Annotated in this window: 19 protein-coding genes; 17 read left to right on the forward strand and 2 right to left on the reverse strand. The window is 35.0% G+C overall.

The annotated features are described in order from the left end of the window. The first annotated feature begins 493 nt into the window (after window positions 1–493). From mraZ to yfbR, 17 genes are all read left to right on the forward strand, one after another. Window positions 494–940, forward strand: coding sequence for a division/cell wall cluster transcriptional repressor MraZ (gene mraZ / locus BQ5209_RS03950; RefSeq protein ID WP_085247257.1), 447 nt, complete (start codon window positions 494–496; stop codon window positions 938–940). Between the two features lie 16 nt (window positions 941–956). Beyond that, the gene (gene rsmH / locus BQ5209_RS03955; RefSeq protein ID WP_085247258.1) at window positions 957–1,889 is read left to right on the forward strand and encodes a 16S rRNA (cytosine(1402)-N(4))-methyltransferase RsmH; all 933 of its coding nucleotides are present in this window, start codon (window positions 957–959) and stop codon (window positions 1,887–1,889) included. Further along, entirely contained in the window at window positions 1,886–2,269 is a 384-nt protein-coding gene (gene ftsL / locus BQ5209_RS03960; protein ID WP_085247259.1) for a cell division protein FtsL, read from the forward strand. Before rsmH ends, ftsL begins: the two co-directional genes overlap by 4 nt. Continuing rightward, window positions 2,269–4,038 (forward strand): penicillin-binding transpeptidase domain-containing protein, encoded by a 1,770-nt coding sequence (locus BQ5209_RS03965; RefSeq protein ID WP_085247260.1) that lies wholly within the window; start codon window positions 2,269–2,271, stop codon window positions 4,036–4,038. Before ftsL ends, BQ5209_RS03965 begins: the two co-directional genes overlap by 1 nt. A 10-nt stretch (window positions 4,039–4,048) precedes the next feature. Beyond that, on the forward strand, window positions 4,049–5,602 hold the full coding sequence (gene murE, locus BQ5209_RS03970) for a UDP-N-acetylmuramoyl-L-alanyl-D-glutamate--2,6-diaminopimelate ligase (RefSeq protein ID WP_085247261.1): 1,554 nt from the start codon (window positions 4,049–4,051) through the stop codon (window positions 5,600–5,602). After that, window positions 5,599–6,975, forward strand: coding sequence for a UDP-N-acetylmuramoyl-tripeptide--D-alanyl-D-alanine ligase (gene murF, locus BQ5209_RS03975; RefSeq protein ID WP_085247262.1), 1,377 nt, complete (start codon window positions 5,599–5,601; stop codon window positions 6,973–6,975). The genes murE and murF overlap by 4 nt, the downstream gene beginning before the upstream one ends. 4 nt (window positions 6,976–6,979) lie before the next feature. Then, a complete protein-coding gene (mraY, locus tag BQ5209_RS03980; protein ID WP_085247263.1) occupies window positions 6,980–8,062 on the forward strand; it encodes a phospho-N-acetylmuramoyl-pentapeptide-transferase in 1,083 nt (360 codons plus the stop codon). Window positions 8,063–8,084: 22 nt separating this feature from the next. After that, window positions 8,085–9,419 (forward strand): UDP-N-acetylmuramoyl-L-alanine--D-glutamate ligase, encoded by a 1,335-nt coding sequence (murD, locus tag BQ5209_RS03985; RefSeq protein ID WP_085247264.1) that lies wholly within the window; start codon window positions 8,085–8,087, stop codon window positions 9,417–9,419. Beyond that, window positions 9,416–10,567: a cell division protein FtsW gene (ftsW, locus tag BQ5209_RS03990; RefSeq protein WP_085247265.1), complete on the forward strand. Its 1,152-nt coding sequence runs from the start codon at window positions 9,416–9,418 to the stop codon at window positions 10,565–10,567. The genes murD and ftsW overlap by 4 nt, the downstream gene beginning before the upstream one ends. Next, window positions 10,567–11,619 carry an undecaprenyldiphospho-muramoylpentapeptide beta-N-acetylglucosaminyltransferase gene (murG, locus tag BQ5209_RS03995; protein ID WP_085247266.1) on the forward strand — a complete coding sequence of 351 codons (1,053 nt, stop codon included), beginning with the start codon at window positions 10,567–10,569 and terminating at the stop codon, window positions 11,617–11,619. Before ftsW ends, murG begins: the two co-directional genes overlap by 1 nt. A 169-nt stretch (window positions 11,620–11,788) precedes the next feature. Continuing rightward, window positions 11,789–13,222, forward strand: coding sequence for a UDP-N-acetylmuramate--L-alanine ligase (gene murC / locus BQ5209_RS04000; protein ID WP_085247267.1), 1,434 nt, complete (start codon window positions 11,789–11,791; stop codon window positions 13,220–13,222). A 16-nt stretch (window positions 13,223–13,238) separates the two neighbouring features. Next, window positions 13,239–14,147, forward strand: coding sequence for a D-alanine--D-alanine ligase (locus tag BQ5209_RS04005; protein ID WP_085247268.1), 909 nt, complete (start codon window positions 13,239–13,241; stop codon window positions 14,145–14,147). 13 nt (window positions 14,148–14,160) lie between these two features. After that, window positions 14,161–14,994, forward strand: a complete 834-nt coding sequence (locus BQ5209_RS04010; RefSeq protein WP_085247269.1) for a cell division protein FtsQ/DivIB — start codon at window positions 14,161–14,163, stop codon at window positions 14,992–14,994. Window positions 14,995–15,015: 21 nt separating this feature from the next. Continuing rightward, window positions 15,016–16,269, forward strand: a complete 1,254-nt coding sequence (ftsA, locus tag BQ5209_RS04015) for a cell division protein FtsA (RefSeq protein WP_085247270.1) — start codon at window positions 15,016–15,018, stop codon at window positions 16,267–16,269. 81 nt (window positions 16,270–16,350) lie between these two features. Then, on the forward strand, window positions 16,351–17,490 hold the full coding sequence (gene ftsZ / locus BQ5209_RS04020; RefSeq protein ID WP_085247271.1) for a cell division protein FtsZ: 1,140 nt from the start codon (window positions 16,351–16,353) through the stop codon (window positions 17,488–17,490). 62 nt (window positions 17,491–17,552) lie between these two features. Further along, window positions 17,553–18,467 (forward strand): UDP-3-O-acyl-N-acetylglucosamine deacetylase, encoded by a 915-nt coding sequence (gene lpxC, locus BQ5209_RS04025; protein WP_085247272.1) that lies wholly within the window; start codon window positions 17,553–17,555, stop codon window positions 18,465–18,467. Between the two features lie 83 nt (window positions 18,468–18,550). Next, window positions 18,551–19,138, forward strand: coding sequence for a 5'-deoxynucleotidase (gene yfbR / locus BQ5209_RS04030; protein ID WP_085247273.1), 588 nt, complete (start codon window positions 18,551–18,553; stop codon window positions 19,136–19,138). Window positions 19,139–19,258: 120 nt separating this feature from the next. Here the strand turns inward: yfbR and BQ5209_RS04035 are convergent, their stop codons facing one another. Both BQ5209_RS04035 and dcuS read right to left on the reverse strand, forming a co-directional pair. Further along, window positions 19,259–19,948 (reverse strand): response regulator, encoded by a 690-nt coding sequence (locus BQ5209_RS04035; protein WP_085247274.1) that lies wholly within the window; start codon window positions 19,946–19,948, stop codon window positions 19,259–19,261. Next, the gene (dcuS, locus tag BQ5209_RS04040) at window positions 19,941–21,569 is read right to left on the reverse strand and encodes a DcuS/MalK family sensor histidine kinase (protein ID WP_085247275.1); all 1,629 of its coding nucleotides are present in this window, start codon (window positions 21,567–21,569) and stop codon (window positions 19,941–19,943) included. Before dcuS ends, BQ5209_RS04035 begins: the two co-directional genes overlap by 8 nt. Window positions 21,570–21,675: the final 106 nt, after the last annotated feature.

Consider the following 21,675-nt stretch of genomic DNA (forward strand, 5'->3'; position numbering starts at 1 on the left):
TTTTTAGTTATGTTATTTGTGTATAGCTATCATATTGTTTTATTATGATTATTTCAATATTGAGCGATTATTATAGATTATTTTAACGAAAAATTTAATCTCTTTTAATTAATATTTTTTTGATATAGATAATTTTTTTTATTGTAAAAAATAGCTAATTCACTCGTCTAATGTTGCGTCGCCTACTCCAAAATGTTTAGCTAACTCGCCAATAAAAAGGTAGGGATTGGTTAAGGCACAATTTACCAATTGTTGTTTTAAACTGTCCTTTAAATTTTTTAACTATAATATGTTTCTCTCTATGATTTTTTGTGATATTTGTCCATTTATAGGACAAATATCAATCTTTTATAAATAATTAACCAAGTACCTATTATTTTATAAACTTTTGTGGTAAAAAGTGGGGTTAAGTGGTAAAAATAGGGTTGTTTATTAACACGTTGATTTCTATTGATTAAAAACTAATGAGAAATTAATAAATAATGGTGCATTTATGTTTAGCGGTGCAATTTTAATCAATTTAGATAATAAAGGGCGGTTAGCTATTCCTACTCGTTACCGTGAATTTTTATCTGAAGGTATGGTTTGCACAATTGGTTTATATCATCCTTGCTTGACGCTTTATTCAATGTCTGAGTGGAAATGCATCGAACAACAACTTGCGACATTATCAACAATTGTTGAAGTTGAACGTAGAATTAAGCGATTGCTATTGGGCTATGCAATTGAGTGTCTGATGGATAATTCAGGTCGGATTTTATTGCCGTCTACATTACGTACTTATGCAAAATTAGAGAAAAATACAATGTTTGTTGGCCAATCTAATAAATTTGAAATTTGGGATGAAACAATTTGGTATCAACAAATTAGTGATGATATTGCTGCGTTACCTACAGATATTGAAAATTTATCAGATAATTTAAAAAGTTTAACTATTTAATAAGAGTAAAAGATTAATGGTTTATCAACATACAACGGTTTTATTAAACGAAGCTGTAGAGGCATTAAATATAAAAAAAGATGGCATTTATGTTGATGGTACCTTTGGGCGAGGCGGTCATACTCGTTTAATACTTGAAAAACTAGGTGCACAAGGGCGATTGATTGCGATTGATCGTGATGAGCATGCTGAGCAAGCTGCTTTACAGATAACAGATCCAAGATTTACTTTTATTCGTGGTGAGTTTTCAAATATATACCAATATATTAATGAGTTAGGATTATTGGGTGAAATTGATGGTGTCTTGTTAGACCTTGGTGTTTCATCACCACAGCTTGATGACCCTGAAAGGGGATTTTCTTTTATGCGCGATGGACCACTTGATATGCGCATGAACAATCATAAAGGTTTAACTGCAAGTGAATGGTTACTCAGCAGTGATGAAGAAAATATTGCATGGGTATTAAAGACATTCGGTGAAGAGAAATTTGCTAAACGTATTGCTCGAGCGATCGTGGAACAAAATAAAGTTTCACCGATCACTCGTACATTGGATTTAGCTAATTTAATTGAACAAGCAACGCCAAGAAAAGATAAAAACAAGCATCCAGCTACACGTAGTTTTCAGGCTATCCGTATTTATATTAATAGTGAATTAGAAGAAGTTGAGCAAGCATTAAATAGTAGTTTATCTGTTCTTGCCAATCATGGAAGGCTTGCTGTTATTAGCTTTCATTCTCTAGAAGATAGAATTGTAAAGCAATTTATTAGTAAACAGAGTAAAGGTCCAGATTTACCTGCTCGATTACCACTAACAGAGCAACAAATTAACCAATATGGTGGCGCTAAATTAAAATCTTTTGGCAAAATTAAACCTACTACTATGGAAATTAATAATAATCCTCGTTCTCGAAGTGCAATATTAAGGGTAGCAGAAAGGAAAAAATGAATAGTAACCAAAACAATGATACTTTTCCAGATAAAACCTATATTGATAAAAATCTTCAAAAAAGACCAAGTAAAAGCTTATTTGGTTTAATTATTGGTGATTTGTTTGGGCATCAAAAAATTTCATTGTTATTACTCGTGATGATTATTATTTCTGCTGGTGCTGTATTAATAACAACGCAACAAGTTCGTAAACAGTTATTTGAGCGTGAACAACTTTTGTTAGAACACGATGTATTAGAAAGCGAGTGGCGGAATTTAGTTATTGAAGAAAATGTACTTGCTGATCCAAAACGTATTGAAGAGAAAGCTAAAAACAGATTAGGTATGTCTTATGTGACACCGCAAAATGAAACAGTTATTGTGATAAAGAGTAAATAATGAAATCTGTCACTAAACATAAAAAAAACAAAACTAAAAAGGCTAATAAAACAAATAAGTTAATTGCTAAAAAACAATTTTTTACACCAAATCGTTTTTATATTGTATATAGTCTTATTATTTTTGCAATTATTTGTCTTATTGTTCGAATGGCATTGTTACAAATTATTGAGCCAGATAGACTTATTGCCGAAGGTAATAAACGTTCGCTTCGTCACCAAGAAATGGATGCGCCAAGAGCCATGATCACCGATCGTAACGGTCGAGCATTAGCCGTAAGTGTGCCAATGTTTGATGTTTGGGCAGATCCTAAAATAGTTGTACAAAAAGGTGGTGTTAAAGCTGATGATATTAGGTGGCAAGGGTTAGCTAAAACGTTAAATATCCCCATGTCAACATTAGAGCAAAAATTAGGTAATCCATCAATGCGCTTTGTTTATTTGTCTAAACAAGTAACGCCAACAATATCTGATTATTTGAAAAAGCTAAAATTACCGGGAATATCATTTGCGAAAACTTCTAAACGCTATTATCCAGCAGCAGAAAATATAGCCCAATTAGTTGGTTTAACAGATATTGATGAAAATGGTACAGAAAAAGGTTCCGAGGGTATTGAAAAAAGCTTTAATAAATGGTTGATTGGTGAATCTGGGCAAAGAATAGTGCGGCGTGACCGAGTAGGTCGTGTGATTGAAGAATTGGAACGTACAGACAGTGAGAAAGCATCAGATTTAACACTTAGTATAGACGAACGTTTACAATCGCTAGTATATAGCGAACTTAGTCAAGCTGTTGAATTTAATAAAGCAGATAGTGGAACAGCGGTGTTGATTGATGTACATACCGGTGAGATTTTAGCAATGGCAACCAGTCCATCTTATAATCCCAATAATCGTTCATCGATTGATTATAGTTTATTGAGAAATAGAGCTGTTACCGATGCGTTTGAACCAGGCTCTACGGTTAAACCTTTAGTGGTAATGGCTGCTTTAGAAAAAAATATTGCTAATTTAAATACTATTATTGATACGAGACCATTTTTAGTAAATCGTTATGAAATTAAAGATGTATCGTATCAAAAAACATTGAATTTGGCGGGGATTTTAGAAAAATCAAGTAATGTTGGTGTTAGTAAGTTAGCGTTACAGATGCAATCGGGCGATCTGGTTGAATATTACAGTCGTTTTGGATTAGGACAACCAACTGGGCTTGGTTTAGGTGGTGAGGTAAGTGGTTCAATTGCAGCAGACAGAACAAGAAAATGGGCTGATATTGAACGAGCTACATTCGCTTTTGGATATGGATTAAGTGTCACCCCATTACAATTAGCAAGAGCTTATGCAACCATTGGTAGTTATGGAATTTATCGACCCGTTTCAATTTTAAAAGTCACGGAACGAGTTAAAGGTGTACGGGTAGTTCCTGAAAAAGTAGCAAAAACAGTAGTTCAATTAATGGAAGCGGTGGCTATTACTGGGGGGGGCACCAAAGCATCGGTTCCCGGTTATAGTGTTGGAGTTAAAACAGGAACAGCCAAAAAATTATCTGGTGGGCGGTATGTTAATCAATATTTAGCTTATACCGCAGGTATTGCACCAGCAACGGGACCAAAATATTCTCTTGTAGTTGTTATTGATAATCCCAAAGCAGGTCAATATTACGGTGGCTCCGTTTCTGCACCTGTTTTTAGTCGCATTATGGGAGGCGTTCTTCGAACGATGAATGTAAAACCAGATCGTCAAGTTGATGGTCAAATGATTATTTATTAATAGGTGGAGAATGAAGGCAACAAGCTCATTTAAAAAATTATTTGAATTATTAGGTGGAAGTCGTAATCTAAAATTAGACAATTTTCCGCTTAATCATTTACGTATTGATAGCCGTAAAGTGGAAAAAAACGATGTGTTTGTCGCTATCAAAGGGCATACGGTTGATGGTCGAGCATTTATTCCTCAAGCTATTTTAGCTGGAGCTGTTGTTGTCTTAACAGAAACGAATAGAAAATCAAATGATTTAAAAATTGGCTATATTAAGCAAGATGATAAATCTATAATTCCACAAATTAGTGTTTTTCAACTCTCACAACGTTTATCATTGATTGCTAATGATTTTTATCATTCTCCATCAAAAAAATTATCCGTTATTGGCGTGACAGGGACTAATGGAAAAACAACCGTTACTCAGCTTATTGCCCAATGTGTAAAATTATTGAATGAAAAATCCGCACTAATGGGAACCATTGGTAATGGAATTTATAATCAACTTGAGCCGTCTGCTAATACGACCGCTTCAGCAATAGAGGTACAAACATTATTAGCTGATTTTGTAAAAAAACAAGTCAAAGTTGTGACAATGGAGATTTCTTCTCACGGACTTGCCATGGATCGTGTAAAAGGGCTCAATTGCGCGGCTACTGTATTTACTAATTTAAGCCGTGATCATCTTGATTATCATAAAACTATGAGCAAATATGCCAAAGCAAAATGGTCTTTATTTAGTCCCGATGAAAAAGAAAAACAAGTTTTATCTGCAGGTAAATCGATTATTAATTATGATGATAAATATGGCAAAAGGTGGATTGAAAAACTTCCGCAAGTAACCGCTGTATCGTGCCAACCTAAATCATTACGTCAGTTAAAAGCATTAAATATACCTTATGTTGGGGTTTCTATGATTGATTATCACGATAAAGGTGCCAAAATTCATATGGAATCAAGTTGGGGTAACGCCATTATCAATAGCCGATTATTAGGTGAATTTAATGTTTCTAATTTGTTATTAGCTATAGCTACTCTTTTAACATTGAACTATCCATTTTTTGCAGTCGTTAATATGGCTTGTTTTTTAAAACCCATTTGTGGCCGAATGGAAGTTTTCCACGTAAAAAATAGCCCAACAGTTATTGTTGATTACGCGCATACTCCAGATGCATTACAAAAAGCTTTACAAGCCTGCCGAATACACTGTAAAGGTTTATTATGGGTAATTTTTGGTTGTGGTGGGGATAGGGATACCGGAAAAAGACCTTTAATGGGTGAAATAGCAGAACAATTTGCAGACAAAATTATTCTGACTAATGATAATCCACGCACTGAGAATGAAATGAAAATTATTCGCGACATTCAACAAGGTTTACATTATACCGACAACATACAGATAATCACCGATAGAGTTCAAGCTATTACTCAAACATTAGAGAAAGCAAAGCCTAATGATGTGATTCTAATCGCAGGTAAAGGGCATGAAGATTATCAAATAGTTGGTAAAACTAAATATCACTATTCAGATCAAGAAACAGTGAAACGGCTTTTAGGAGTAGAAAATCAATCATGATGCCATTGGAGCTTAAACAAATAAAGGAAGTAGTGAATGGTCAGTCTTATTATCTTCAAGATGAAAATAGAATTATTGATTCTATTTGTAGCGATTCTCGGGAAATCACCCAAAATTCGTTGTTTATTGCGTTAGTTGGTGATAATTTTGATGGACATAGCTTTACTCAACAAGCCATTAAAGATGGCGCAATGGCCGTCCTTGTTAATCATAAAATTGACGATGATTTATTACCACAGATAGTAGTTGATGATACTCGGCAAGCACTAGGCCAAATAGCATCTTTTCTTCGTGAGCAAAGCAGGGCTAAAATTGTTGCCTTGACAGGATCATCAGGAAAAACTTCTGTTAAGGAAATGACTGCGACCATTCTTCAATATTGTGGACAAACACTTTATACTCAGGGCAATTTTAATAACGATATTGGTGTACCATTAACACTATTTCGCTTAACAGAGCAAGACCAGTTTGCAGTGATAGAACTAGGTGCTAATCATATTGGCGAAATTGCCTATACAACAAATATCGTTAAACCACAAAGCGCTTTAATTAATAATATCGCAGAAGCACATATCGAAGGTTTTGGCTCGCTTGAAGGTGTGGCAAAAGCGAAAGGTGAAATTTTTCAAGGATTATCTGATCATGGTACTGCTATTATTAATTTAGATAGTTGTTCAGATAAATGGTTTACTCAGCTAACAAATAAAACAGTTTGGACATTTTCGTTGGCCAATTCATCAGCCGATTTTTATGCTAGCAATATTCAACATGCTCAAACCACAACATTTATATTACATACACCTCAAGGTGAATGTAAAATTATGTTGCCTCTAGTTGGGAAGCATAATATTTCAAATGCTATTGCGGCAGCTGCTTTAGCGCTCTCTGTTGGTGCAACTTTGAATCAAATTCAGCAAGGTTTAGCCACATTAAAGCCCGTAAAAGGGCGGTTATTTCCAATAAAATTAAATCAAACCCAATTAATTTGGGATGATACTTATAATGCCAATGTGAGTTCAATGTCGGCAGCGGTTAAAGTTTTAGCAAAAGAGCCAGGATATCGAATTTTAGTTGTTGGTGATATGGGCGAGCTAGGACCTGAAGCTGAACAATATCATCGGCAAATAGGTCAACTTGCTCATCAAGAAAAACTTGATTGTGTCGTTAGTGTCGGTAAATTAAGTCAATTTATTAGCCAGTATAGTGGTGTGGGTCACCATTTTAATAATAAACAAGATGCTGTGAATTTTCTGTTAACGTTATTACGTCAATATTCAACTTTAACTATGTTAGTTAAAGGTTCGCGTAGTGCTAAAATGGAAGAACTTATCGAAAAAATTCAACTTGAACAATTCAAAATGAGTCAGGATTAAAATTATGTTGCTGTGGATATCAGAATGTTTAGTTAAACATTTTAGCTTTTTTAATGTTATCTCTTATTTAACAGTAAGAGCTATTTTAGGTTTATTAACCTCGTTAGCAATTTCATTATTTATGGGGCAAAAAGTCATTGATTGGTTGCAAAAACTACAAATAGGTCAAGTTGTTCGTCATGATGGTCCTGAATCGCATTTAAGCAAAAAGGGAACGCCAACTATGGGAGGGACGCTAATTTTAGCTTCAATTTCATTATCGGTATTGTTATGGGCAGATTTGCGTAATCCTTATATTTGGGTAACTTTGTTTGTTTTAATTGGTTATGGAGTTATTGGTTTTGCTGATGATTATTTAAAGGTTATTCGTAAAAATAGCGCAGGGCTAATTGCTAGATGGAAATATTTTTGGCAATCTGTTATTGCCTTAATTGTTGCATTTGGTCTTTATATTTATGGTAAAAACACTCCAGTCACCGTGTTAGTTGTACCATTTTTTAAAGACGTTTTACCTCAATTAGGATTATGGTTTATTTTGTTCACCTACGTGGTTATTGTTGGTGCAGGTAATGCGGTTAATTTAACTGATGGGCTTGATGGATTAGCCATTATGCCAACTGTTTTTGTAGCAGCAGGGTTTACGCTTGTAGCTTGGGCCACAGGAAACGTTAATTTTGCAGCTTACTTAAATGTCCCTTACATTAAATTTAGTGGTGAATTGATGATAGTCTGTACTGCAATTATTGGTGCGGGACTTGGTTTTTTATGGTTTAACACATACCCCGCAATGGTTTTTATGGGAGATGTTGGATCGCTAGCCTTGGGCGGGGTGTTTGGCGTTATTGCGGTTTTATTACGACAAGAGTTTTTATTACTCATTATGGGGGGGATCTTTGTTATCGAAACGCTGTCAGTAATTCTGCAAGTAGGATCATTTAAATTACGTGGTAAAAGAATTTTTCGTATGGCACCAATTCATCATCATTATGAATTAAAAGGTTGGCCAGAACCACGTGTTATTGTACGGTTCTGGATAATTTCATTGATGTTAGTTGTTATAGGCTTATTAACTTTGAAATTACGTTAATAAAAAATATCAGGATTGAATCATGGTTAGCTATCAAGGAAAAAAAGTCGTTATTATTGGTTTAGGTGTCACAGGACTTTCTTGTATTGACTATTTTCTTGCGCAAAATGTTATACCTAAAGTTATTGATACACGTCCATCGCCATCAGGGATTGAACAATTAGATAAACGTGTTGCGTGTCACTTAGGCGAGCTAAATATTGATTGGATGCTTGATGCTGACTTAATAATTGCCAGCCCTGGCATTGCTTTATCTACCCCTGAAATGCAACAAGCAGCTAAAAAAGGGGTTGAGATTATAGGAGATATTGAGCTCTTTTGCCGTGAAGTAAATGCCCAATCTAATAAAAAAATTGTCGCTATCACAGGTGCTAATGGTAAAACAACGGTGACAACTCTTGTTGGTGATATAATTAAATCATCAGGTATTAAAGTTGGTGTTGGTGGGAATATAGGTGAACCAGCATTATGCCTTTTAAATCAAGATTACGATGTATATGTGCTTGAATTATCAAGCTTTCAATTAGAAACAACTTACAGTTTACAAGCAACAGTTGCAACAATTTTAAATATTTCAGAAGATCATATGGATCGCTACCCTCTTGGTTTAATGCAATATGTTCAGGCTAAGCAGCGTATTTATCATAACGCAAAGTATTGCGTAATTAACTATGATGATAAGTTGACCATTCCAACTGATAAATCAAAAGACTGTGTTTCATTTGGTGTAAATAAAGGTAATTACCATTTAGATTTCCACTATGAACATCTAATTGCACAAGAGCACCGAGTGTTAGCGACAAAAAGAATGAAACTAACTGGATGCCATAATTATCTGAATGCATTAGCGGCTTTAGCAATAGCTGATAAATTGAAAATTTCACGAGAATCAAGCATGGCAACAATTGTTTCATTCCATGGTTTATCACATCGTTTTGAATTAGTGTGGGAAAAAAATGGTGTGAAGTGGATTAATGATTCCAAAGCAACCAATGTGGGTAGCACTGAAGCTGCTTTAAACAGTGTTGTTTGCAGGGGTAAATTATATTTATTATTAGGAGGGGATGGTAAATCAGCAGACTTTTCGCCATTGATTCCTTATTTTGAAAACCGAAATCTTGAAATTTTTTGTTTTGGTCGCGATCGTTTTATCCTTGCTAAGCTAGCGCCTCATGTGACAACCGTAACTGAAACACTCAGTGAAGCAATGCAAATTATTGCTCAGAAAGTAGTGTCAAATGACGTGGTTCTACTTTCCCCTGCTTGTGCAAGTTTGGATCAATTTAAAAATTATATTGAACGCGGAAAACAGTTTGCACAACTTGCTGAACAATATACTCAAGGAAGTGAAAAATGACATTTTTCGGGTTAAAAAAACATGTTAATCCACATATACCATTTGATAATCAATTACTATGGACCGTATTAGGTTTAATGATTTTTGGTTTGATCATGGTGACATCCGCTTCGATGTCATTTAATGATAATAACCCGTTCTTTTATACACAACGAGAGCTTATTCAGTTAGGGCTATCACTATTTTTTATGTCTATTACGCTATATATCCCGATGCAACGTTGGCAACAGTTTGGCTCAATATTATTAATTATAGCTATTATTATGTTAATCGTTGTGTTAGGTATTGGTTCTTCAATTAATGGAGCATCCCGCTGGATACCTCTAGGGGTGTTTAATTTTCAACCGGCAGAACTTTCAAAATTAGCACTCTTTTTATTTTTAGCGGGTTACTTATCACGCAAGTCTGAAGAAGTGCAAAGTGGTTTTTGGGGATTTTTTAAACCAATGGTTGTTATGGCCGTACTTTCAATTTTGTTACTTAAGCAACCCGATTTAGGTACGGTTATTGTTTTATTTATGGTGACTATTGGTATCCTATTTATTGCTGGTGCCCAATTGTGGCAGTTTATTGCCATTTTGCTAACAGGTGTTGGTGCAGTGATTTGTTTGATTTTATACGAGGCTTACCGTTTAACTCGACTGTTAACCTTTCTTGATCCTTGGCAAGATGCCACAGGATCTGGTTATCAATTAGTTGCCTCATTAATGGCAATTGGTAGTGGAGGCGTTACTGGGCAAGGTATGGGAAATTCTATACTGAAATTAGGTTATTTACCTGAATGCCATACAGATTTTATTTTTTCAATTATTTCTGAAGAGTATGGATATATAGGTGTAGTTGTTTTATTGTCATTACTTTTCTTTTTGACATTTAAGGCGCTTGCAATTGGTTATCGAGCACTGAATGAGGGCTCAATATTTTCAGGGTATTTAGCCTGTGAAATTGGAATATGGTTCGGTTTTCAAACATTTGTAAATGTTGGTGTTACATCTGGTATGTTACCGACTAAAGGATTAACATTGCCATTTATTAGTTATGGTGGTTCAAGCCTTATTGTGATGAGTATTGCGGCAGCAATATTGCTCAGAATAGATTTTGAATTTAGGCAACAACAAGCGCAAGCAAGAATAAGGTTAATAAAATAATGAAAAAATTATTAGTTATGGCAGGAGGAACAGGGGGACATGTTTTTCCGGGAATTGCTGTTGCGCATTATTTGATGAAGCAAGGTTGGCAAGTAAAATGGTTAGGTACTGCCGATCGAATGGAAGCACACCTAGTACCTGAAAATGGTATTGATATTAATTTTATCGAAATATCAGGGCTACGAGGCAAAGGTGTTATGGCATTATTAAAGGCACCTTATAAAATTCTAAAAGCGGTTTTACAAGCACGAAAAATTTTGCAAGCATATCGACCAGATGTTGTTTTAGGTATGGGCGGATATGTTTCTGGACCAGGAGGCATCGCTGCAAAAACACTTGGCATACCCATAGTATTACATGAACAAAATGGTATAGCTGGTTTAACTAATAAGTGGCTGGCTAAAATTGCGACTAAAGTTTTGCAAGCATTCCCTACTGCATTTGCTAAAGCTGAAGTAGTGGGGAATCCTGTGCGCAGTGATCTTTTAACAGTTGCAAAACCAGAAGAAAGACTCAAAGATCGTGATGGACCAATTAGAATATTAGTTATGGGAGGAAGCCAAGGAGCTAAAATTATTAACGACATTGTACCTCAGGTGGTAGCAAAATTATCCGATAAATATGTGGTTTGGCATCAAACAGGAAAAGGAATGTTAAATTCAGTAATTGAGTCTTATCAACATTGTGATATGACAAATAATAAAGTGACTGAATTTATCTCAGATGTTACAGAAGCATATAATTGGGCTGATATTGTGATTTGTCGCAGCGGAGCATTAACCGTTAGTGAAATAGAAGTAGTGGGCATTGGAGCTATTTTCGTTCCGTTTATGCACAAAGATCGCCAGCAATTTTGGAATGCAAAATCATTAGCGGATATAGGGGCTGCTAATATTATAGAACAACCCGACTTTAACGTTGAATCGTTATCAAAATTATTATTAAATTTGAATCGTAACAAGTTACTTGAAATGGCAATTAAAGCTAAAAGTTTATCTATTGTAAATTCCACCGAAAAAGTGGCTAAAACCATTGAATCAGTGATAAAATGATTAGTTTTTGATATGAATTTATGTAATAATTTTGTCAAAAAGTTTCAGGTTGGGTACATGTTTTAGTCAATGATTTATTTGGGATAAGAAAAATAATCACGATACAAATGTTCAATGATGGTATGACGCGGTACACTACACAACAAAAAGAGTAATTAGGAGTTCAATAGTGAATACAAGGGAATTAGCGAGGTTAAGAGCCATTATTCCTGAAATGAAACGAGTTAAACATATTCACTTTGTGGGTATTGGTGGCGCGGGTATGGGCGGGATTGCTGAAGTTCTAGCTAATGAAGGATACGAAATTAGTGGTTCAGATATTGTTGAAAATGCTGTAACTCAACATCTAGAAACATTAGGCGCAAAAATTGTCATTGGTCACGCTGCTGAAAATGTGATTAATTCTAGTGTTGTTGTTATATCTTCGGCTATTTCACAAGATAATATTGAAGTAATTGCTGCTCGTGAAGCACGGATACCGGTTATTCAACGCGCTGAAATGTTAGCTGAATTAATGCGTTTTCGCTATGGAGTTGCTATTGCTGGTACTCATGGCAAAACAACTACAACTGCGATGGTTACGGCTATTTATGCTGAAGCAAAACTTGATCCAACTTTTGTCAATGGTGGGCTAGTTAAAGCGGCAGGAACTCATGCGAAATTAGGTATTAGTCGTTATTTTATTGCCGAAGCGGATGAAAGTGATGCATCATTCCTTCATCTGCAACCGATGGTATCGATTGTAACCAATATCGAACCAGACCATATGGATACTTATCAAGGTAGTGTTGATAATCTTAAACAAACATTTATTTCCTTTTTACGTAATCTTCCATTTTATGGTTTAGCTATTATGTGTTATGACGATCCTATTAATCGTGAATTATTACCGATTGTGGGACGTAAAGTCATTACTTATGGTTTTAGTGACGAAGCTGATGTAGTTATTAAAAATTATCGTCAAGAACGAGGAATAAGTTATTATACGGTTTGTCGCCCCGATCGTCAGGATTTGCAGATTGAATTGAATGCGCCAGGTAGACATAATGCTTTAAATTCGGCTGCTGCAATTATTGCTGCAACTGAAGAGGGTATTGGTGATGAATCAATTATAAATGCATTAGCTAAATTTGCTGGTACCAGTCGACGGTTTGATTTATTAGGTGTTTTCCCTCATGTTGATGGTGGAGATATTATGATGGTTGATGATTATGGTCATCATCCTAGTGAAGTTAATGCAACTATTCAAGCGGCAAGAAATGGTTGGCCAGATCGCAGACTAGTCATGTTATTCCAGCCACATCGATATACGCGTACTCGTGATTTATTTGATGATTTCGCACAAGTGCTTTCTCAAGTTGATGCTCTTGTCATATTAGATGTCTATTCTGCAGGTGAGCAACCTATAGCTGGTGCAGATAGTCGATCTTTATGCCGTTCGATTCGTAATCGAGGTAAAGTTGATCCAATTTATGTTTCTGATTTAGATTTGCTACCAGAAATTATACAAGAAATATTAAAAGGTGGTGATTTATTAATTACACAAGGTGCTGGTAGTGTTGGTCGTATAGCACGCCAATTAGCCAAAACTCAATTATCTTGAAAAGAGGTTTTATAAAATGATAGATAAAGTTGCTGTATTGTATGGTGGTACCTCCGCTGAGCGGGAAGTGTCACTTAAGTCAGGTAAGGCTGTACATGCAGGATTATTGGCAAATGGTATTGATGCCCATCTTATTGATACTAAAGATCACCCTATTACCAATTTAAAAGAAGAAGGTTATACAAAAGCTTTTGTTATTCTGCACGGACGTGGCGGGGAAGATGGTATTGTTCAAGCAATTTTGGCTTACCAAAATATTCCTTATACAGGTAGTGATGTTTTGTCATCAGCATTAACTATGGATAAGTTGAAAACTAAATTAGTTTGGAAATCGCTTAATTTACCCGTTGCTGATTACGTTATGGTAGAAAAATCGCAATTAATAGATACAGATGCTATTGTTAAACAACTGGGTTTACCGCTGTTTGTTAAACCAAGCCATGAAGGCTCAAGTGTTGGAATGGCTAGAGTTAATCAAGAATCTGAATTGAAACAAGCCATTAATGAGGCTTTTAAATATGATAGTGTAGTGATGGTTGAGTCATTTTTGGCAGGTCCTGAATTTACAGTGGCGATTGTTGATGAAGAAGTTTTACCATCAATTCATATTAAGCCTGCAAGCAAATTTTATGATTATGATGCTAAATATTTATCTGACACTACCCAGTATTTTTGCCCAAGTGGTTTACTAGATGACAAAGAACAACAGATTCGTAAATTAGCATTAGATGCTTATAAAGCAGTAGGATGCAGAGGCTGGGGAAGGGTAGATGTTATGTTTGATGCTAATCAAAATCCATATTTACTTGAAGTTAATACAGCACCAGGTATGACTGATCATAGCTTAGTGCCAATGGCAGCAAAACAACATGGTTGGTCATTTAATGAACTTGTCGCCAGAATCTTAAATTTGGCAACTCTATAATTGGCCTTATTTTATGAAACGAGTTCGGCAAGCGGCTCATAGACGAGAAGATAGAAATGGAAGGCGGTTACTCATTTTTCATAATACAGAACAGTTGATAGGTTTTTTGTTCTTTATTATGATTATTTTTATTAGTATTTGGGTCGTTCAAAGCTTTAAAAATTGGATGGATGATCCTGAACAAATGGTACTATCGCAATTAACGTTAAGTGGCGAACATACCTATACAACTGAGGATGATCTTCGGCAAGCTATTTTAGGATTAGGGTTACCTAATACCTACATTGGACAAGATGTTAACGATATACAACAAGAAGTAATGCGATTTCCGTGGGTAAAACAGACCAGTGTACGTAAACAGTGGCCTGACAGATTAATTACCTATGTGGAAGAATATAAGCCAGTACTTTATTGGAATGACCTATTTTTACTTGATAAAAATGGTAATGTATTTAGCGTGCCGCTTGACCGTATTACTGAATTACAATTACCAAGGTTATATGGTCCTGAGAGTAAAGCAAAAACGGCGTTAGAAATCTATTATAAATTAGAGAGTATTTCTAAAGAATTGGCTAATAATAAGTTGGCATTACATATAAAAGCAGCTATAACTGATGAGCGTAATGCATGGCAATTGATGGTGAAACAGTGTGCATCTGGTTTTTGCATTGAAAATAAGGAAATAAAGTTGTTGTTAGGTAGTGAAAATATTGAACATCGATATCAACAATTCATTAAATTATTTCCGGAAATTCAGTCAAGTGTGCCAGAAAATGAAAGAATAACGGTAGCTGATTTACGTTACGAAAATGGTATTTCAGTGCAAAGAGAACAAATGGTGCAGTAAGGAATAAATTAAGGCTGAAGTATGAAAGCAACAGAAAAGAAATTGGTCGTTGGATTAGAAGTTGGTACTTCCAAAGTGCTCGCTCTTGTTGGTGAAGTTCTTCCTGATGGTATTGTTAATATTATTGGAGTGGGACATTGTCCATCTAAAGGAGTAGATAAAGGTGGAGTGAACGATCTTGAGTCTGTCGTCAAATCAATCCAACGTGCGGTTGATCAAGCAGAATTAATGGCTGATTGTCAAATATCTTCAGTATATTTAAGCCTTTCAGGTAAACATATCCGCTGTCAAAATGAAATAGGTATGGTACCTATAGCAGATGAAGAAGTAACCGCTGAGGATGTAGAAAATGTTGTTCATACAGCAAAGTCAGTTAGAATTTTAGATGAGCACCGTATTTTACATGTCATTGCGCAAGAATATTCTATTGATTTACAAGAAGGCATTAAAAACCCTATTGGCTTATCAGGGGTAAGAATGAAAGCCAAAGTTCATTTAGTCACCTGTCACAATGATATGGCTAGAAATATTGTTAAAGCAGTTGAACGTTGCGGATTAAAAGTGGATCAACTTATTTTTTCTGGACTGGCTTCTAGTTATGCAGTTTTGACGGATGATGAAAAAGAACTAGGTGTTTGCGTAATTGATATAGGTGGTGGCACAATGGATGTCACGGTTTATACTGGTGGTGCTTTACGTCATTCTGTTGTCATTCCTTATGCTGGCAATGTTGTTACTAGTGATATTGCCTATGCTTTTGGTGCACCGCCGATGGATGCTGAAAATATTAAAATTCGTTATGGATGTGCTGTAGGTTCACTCATTGGAAAAGATGAAGTCATTGATGTACCCAGTGTTGGCGGACGACCGTCTAGATCATTACAACGACAAACTCTTGCAGATGTAATAGAACCCCGTTATTCAGAACTTCTTTCGTTAGTACAAAAAGAGTTAATTGCATTGCAAGAAGAACTAAAAAAACAAAATATCAAATATCAATTGGCAGCAGGTATTGTATTAACTGGTGGTGCGGCTCAAATAAAAGGAATGGTCGAGTGCGCCGAAAAAGTTTTTCAAAATCAAGTTCGTATCGGGCAGCCATTAAATATATCTGGATTAACAGACTATGTACAAAAACCTTATTGTTCAACAACTATAGGGTTATTGCATTATGGTAAACAAAGTTTATTAAATGATGATGATAAAGGTAGTGAGAAATCATCACTAAAAGGGATAGCTAAACGATTGACCGGTTGGTTTAAAAAAGAATTTTAGCTAATATATTTCAAGAACTTCGTGGACATTGTAGACGATTATCTGTACAATGTTACTAGATCGTAAATTTGGAGATAAGTTATGTTTGAGCCTATGGTTGCAGATGATGAACCAGCAGCAGTCATTAAAGTTATTGGTGTCGGTGGTGGCGGAGGTAATGCTGTCGAGCATATGATTGCCGAGCATATTGAAGGTGTTGAATTTTTTGCAGCAAATACAGATGCACAGGCATTAAAAAGAATTAAGGTAGGTCAAACTATCCAAATCGGTACTAATGTTACTAAAGGACTTGGTGCGGGCGCTAATCCAGAAGTTGGCAGAAACTCTGCTGAAGAAGATCGTGAGGTTATCCGTAGTGCTATAGAAGGCGCTGATATGGTTTTTATCGCAGCAGGAATGGGTGGAGGTACCGGAACAGGTGCAGCGCCAGTCGTTGCGGAAATAGCAAAAGAATTAGGTATTCTAACTGTTGCTGTTGTTACCAAGCCGTTTGGGTTTGAGGGTAAAAAACGTATGGCTTTTGCTGAACAAGGTATTTCTGAATTAGCAAAACATGTCGATTCACTGATTACTATTCCAAATGATAAGTTATTAAAAGTATTAGGTCGTGGTGTTAAATTACTTGATGCTTTTGCTGCAGCCAATGGCGTTTTAAAAGGTGCTGTACAAGGTATTGCTGAGCTTATTACTAAACCAGGTCATATCAATGTCGACTTTGCTGACGTAAGAACAGTGATGTCTGAAATGGGATATGCTATGATGGGTTCAGGTCGAGCAAGTGGAGATAATCGTGCAGAAGAAGCTGCTGAAATGGCAATTTCTAGCCCACTACTTGAAGATATCGATTTATCTGGTGCTCGAGGTGTATTAGTAAATGTAACAGCAGGATTAGACCTTGGTTTAGAAGAATTTGAAACAGTAGGTAGTACAGTTAGAGCATTTGCTTCTGACAATGCTACTGTTGTTGTAGGTACAACTTTTGATCCCGATATGTCTGATGAAATTCGAGTAACAGTGGTGGCAACCGGTATTGGTATGGATAGACGTCCAGAAGTTAAAATACCTAAACCTGTGCCGAACAATGAACTATTTGGGCAAAGTAATACGTTAGGACAACGAGATGAGAAGCTAGCTAAGGTTGTTAATGAACCAACAGCTTCAGCTCTTGAAGATCATAAAATTTTAGATATTCCTGCTTTTATCCGTAAGCAAGCGAATTAAAATGAACTTATTTGATTTTTTATTGTCAAAATCGATAAGAACAGACAAGAAGTAGGTGCAAAGTGAAACAAAGAACATTAAAAAAGACTATTCAAGCAACTGGTGTTGGTTTACATACTGGCAAGAAAGTTACTTTGACATTACGCCCTGCGCCTGAAAACACGGGTATCATTTATCGTCGTACTGATTTAAATCCATATGTGGATTTTCCAGTGGATGCAAAATCAGTACGCGACACAATGCTTTGTACTTGTTTAGTAAACGAAGACAATGTTCGTATTTCAACTGTTGAGCATATCAATTCTGCTTTAGCAGGGCTAGGTATTGATAATCTTATTATTGAAGTTAATGCCCCTGAAATACCAATTATGGACGGTAGCGCAAGTCCTTTTGTTTATTTGTTACTTGATGCAGGTGTTGCGGAACAAAATGCGCTTAAAAAGTTTTTGCGCGTAAAAGAAACAGTTCGAGTTGAAAATGGTGATAAATGGGCTGAAGTAAGGCCTTATAGTGGATTTAGATTAGATTTCACTATTGATTTTCATCATCCGGCTATCGATAGTAGTTCGCAACGTTATCAATTAGATTTTTCATCCGAATCGTTTATTCGTCAGATTAGCCGTGCTAGAACTTTTGGTTTTATGCGTGATATCGAAGCGTTACAGTCTAAAGGCTTATGTTTAGGTGGTAGTTTAGATTGTGCAATTGTAGTTGATGATTATAAAGTGCTTAATGAAGATGGTTTGCGTTTTGAAGATGAGTTTGTGCGCCACAAAATGCTTGATACTATCGGTGATTTATATATGAGTGGTCATAATATGATTGGTGAAGTAATCTGTTATAAATCAGGTCATGCATTGAATAACCAATTATTACAAGCATTACTTGCAAAACAAGATGCATGGGAATATGTGACATTTACTGAAGAGCAAACGGTACCACTTGCGTTGGGTACGCAGCAGCTTGTTTTAGCGTAAAATCATAAGTAATATTGTTATATATTATGAACGCTCCTATTTTTAATAGGAGCGTTTTTATTTTATATTAAAGAGATAATAATATGAATAATAGCCATTTTTTTGCTCATTTATCACGATTAAAACTAATTAACCGTTGGCCTTTAATGCGTAATGTAAGAATTGAAAATGTATCAGAGCATAGCTTACAAGTTGCTTTTGTTGCACATGCATTAGCTATAATTAAAAACAAAAAATTTAATGGTAATGTGAATCCTGAGCGAATTGCATTATTAGCCATGTATCATGATGTTTCAGAGGTCATAACCGGTGACTTACCAACACCTACAAAGTATTATAATCCGCAAATCACGGTTGAATATAAAAAGATTGAAAAAATAGCACAACAAAAACTTATTAATATGCTCCCTGAAGAGTTACAAGATGATTTTAGAACATTAATTGATGATGATTTTTATGATGAATCAGAAAAAAACATCGTAAAACAAGCTGATGCATTATGTGCTTATCTTAAAACGATTGAAGAATTCAGTGCAGGTAATAATGAGTTTAAATTGGCTGAGCAACGTTTAAAAAAGACTTTATCTGAACGTAATAGTCCTGAAATGAATTACTTTTTAGACATTTTTACGCCAAGTTTTAGCTTGTCATTAGACGAGATAACTATGTAAAAATAATTTATCAAATTAAATATTTTTTTACTTTATTCTTATAATATTTTATTAATAAAAAACTTCTTGTTTAAAATTTCAATTTTAGCAATGAAAATAGATTGTTATAATATACAAGCCTTATGTTAGATGATAATTTATATTTTGATAAATATAACGTTTGACAGGCCTACCAATAGATAGATAGGTCAAATGGCTTTTAAGTTCTCCAAGTTCTTCTAAGTAATCAAGATATTTTTTTAGTGATATACGTGATAGTGAAATTAACTCAACTATATGACTCATTGAAAACTCACGATTATATTGAATAATAACCTCTCGAACTTTTTGTAGAGTTTGATTATCGATACCTTTAGGTAACCCTTTGTTGTGATAAGTTGGTTTGGCAAAAATCCGATCATCTAGTTGATGCTGATTTAATATTTTGGATGATGATAACAAACGTATGCGTTCTTGATAGGAAACTAATGCTGTGCGTAAACGCTCAAAAGTGAAGGGTTTTACTATATAATCAATCACACCTAAGCGCAGGGCGGCTTGGATCTCATTAGTTTTGCAAGCGGCAGTTACCATAATAATATCAATTTTTGGGTAACTTATGCGAATATGTTGTAATAACTCTAATCCATTGAGTTTGGGCATAAATACGTCAAGTAGGATTAAATCAATATGATTATCATGAATACAATGTAGTGCTTGTTCACCATTACTGACATTTGCGATTAAATTAAAACCAGGCACCATTTGTACATATTTTTTATTGAGCTCGGCCACCATCGGATCGTCTTCAACTATTAAAACATCAACCATGAATCTCTTTCTCCCTGTAGATTGCTTTAAGTGGTAATAATACTTTAAAACAGGTTCCTTTTTTATTACTTAAGTCACATAATTGAATATGTCCATTAAGTTCATCAATGCTTGCTAAAACTAAATATAAGCCGATTCCTCGATTATCGCCTTTGGTTGAATATCCTTTTTGAAAGATGTATTGTGTATCTTCATCAGAAATACCTTCACCATTATCATTGACCTCAATTTGAAGAGTATCATCAGTAATCATCAAATTGACATTCATCTGTTTGCTATCTAAAAATTGTACTGCATCTAAACTATTATCAATTAAATTACCAAGAATTGTGATTAAAGCGTGAGTAATTGAAATATCCGTAATTGGTGCTAATTCTCCATCTATATTAAATGACAAACTTACACCCAGTTCTCGAGCTCGGCTAAATTTACTATTTAAAAAACCAGAAATAATAGGATCCTTGATTGCTTGAGTAACAAGCTTTGATTCAGCTTGTTCATTCCCAATAATTTCTTCAAGATAATCAATTAATTCTTGTTTATTATTATTAAACGCTAAACCATAAATAACATGCAGTTTGTTATTAAATTCATGTGATTGTGAACGTAACGCGTCGGCATAACGGTTTACCCCAGTTAAATTTTCTGCCAATTGCCGTATTTCAGTCATATCTCGAAACGAGGCAATAGCGCCAACTAATGAACCATTAACAAACAGAGGGGATCGATTTGTTAGAATGACTACGCCGTTTATATTTTGTTCGCAATCATATTCAGCAATACCGCTAAGCATTACTTCATGTAAGCGTGTATTAGGAATAATATCCGCAATTTGTTCTCCAATCACATCTTCTTTATTGCTATTAATCCGTAAGATACGTTTAGCTTCATTATTAATTTGGGTAATAGAACCATCTCGATTTATGACAACAATACCTTCTTTAACTGTTCTTATTATAGCATCTCTTTCTTCAAATAATTGAGCCATTTCGGTAGGCTCAAGTCCATATAATATTCTTTTTATATTGCGTGATAATAATAAAGATAACATAACTGCCACAGCTAAAGATGCGAACAAAGATAACCAGATTGATTGACTTGTTCTTGAAGCCAGATGATTAATTTTTTGTAGTGTTTGTCCCACTAATACGGCACCAATTTGCTGGTGCTTATTATTGTAAATAGGGCTGAATGCCCGCACCGAATTGCCGAGCGTTCCTTTAGCTATTGATATGTAAGATTCTCCTTTTAATGCTCTGTGCTCATCACCACCAACAATAAGTTGTCCTATTTTATTTTTATCTGGGTGAGAAAGCCGCACACCTTGCATATTAAAAACAACGACAAAATCAACTTGCGTTAATATCCGTGTTTGCTCGGTTTCATTTTGGAGTCGAGCTAAATTTTGAGGAGAGGGAGTTTGTATGCTTTTTATTGTATTATTTGATGAAGAAATAATAGTAGCGATATTTTCAACACGTTGACGAGAAGCCTGTAAATATTCATTATTAACCAAGTGAATAATATATATATTTTCAGCAATGGCTGATAATGTAAAAACTAAAAAGAACAAGCTGATGAGCTTAAATTTAAGTGTTAACCGATTAAAAAGGTATTTCATTTAATAGTTATTTCGACAGAAATGTTGTAAATCTATATTAACCTAAATAATGACAAAATCTGCTAATAGAATGGTTAATTAGCAGATTTATTATTAATACAACTTA

The sequence above is a fragment of the Gilliamella mensalis genome (assembly GCF_900103085.1).
Classification (GTDB): Bacteria; Pseudomonadota; Gammaproteobacteria; order Enterobacterales; family Orbaceae; genus Gilliamella; species Gilliamella mensalis.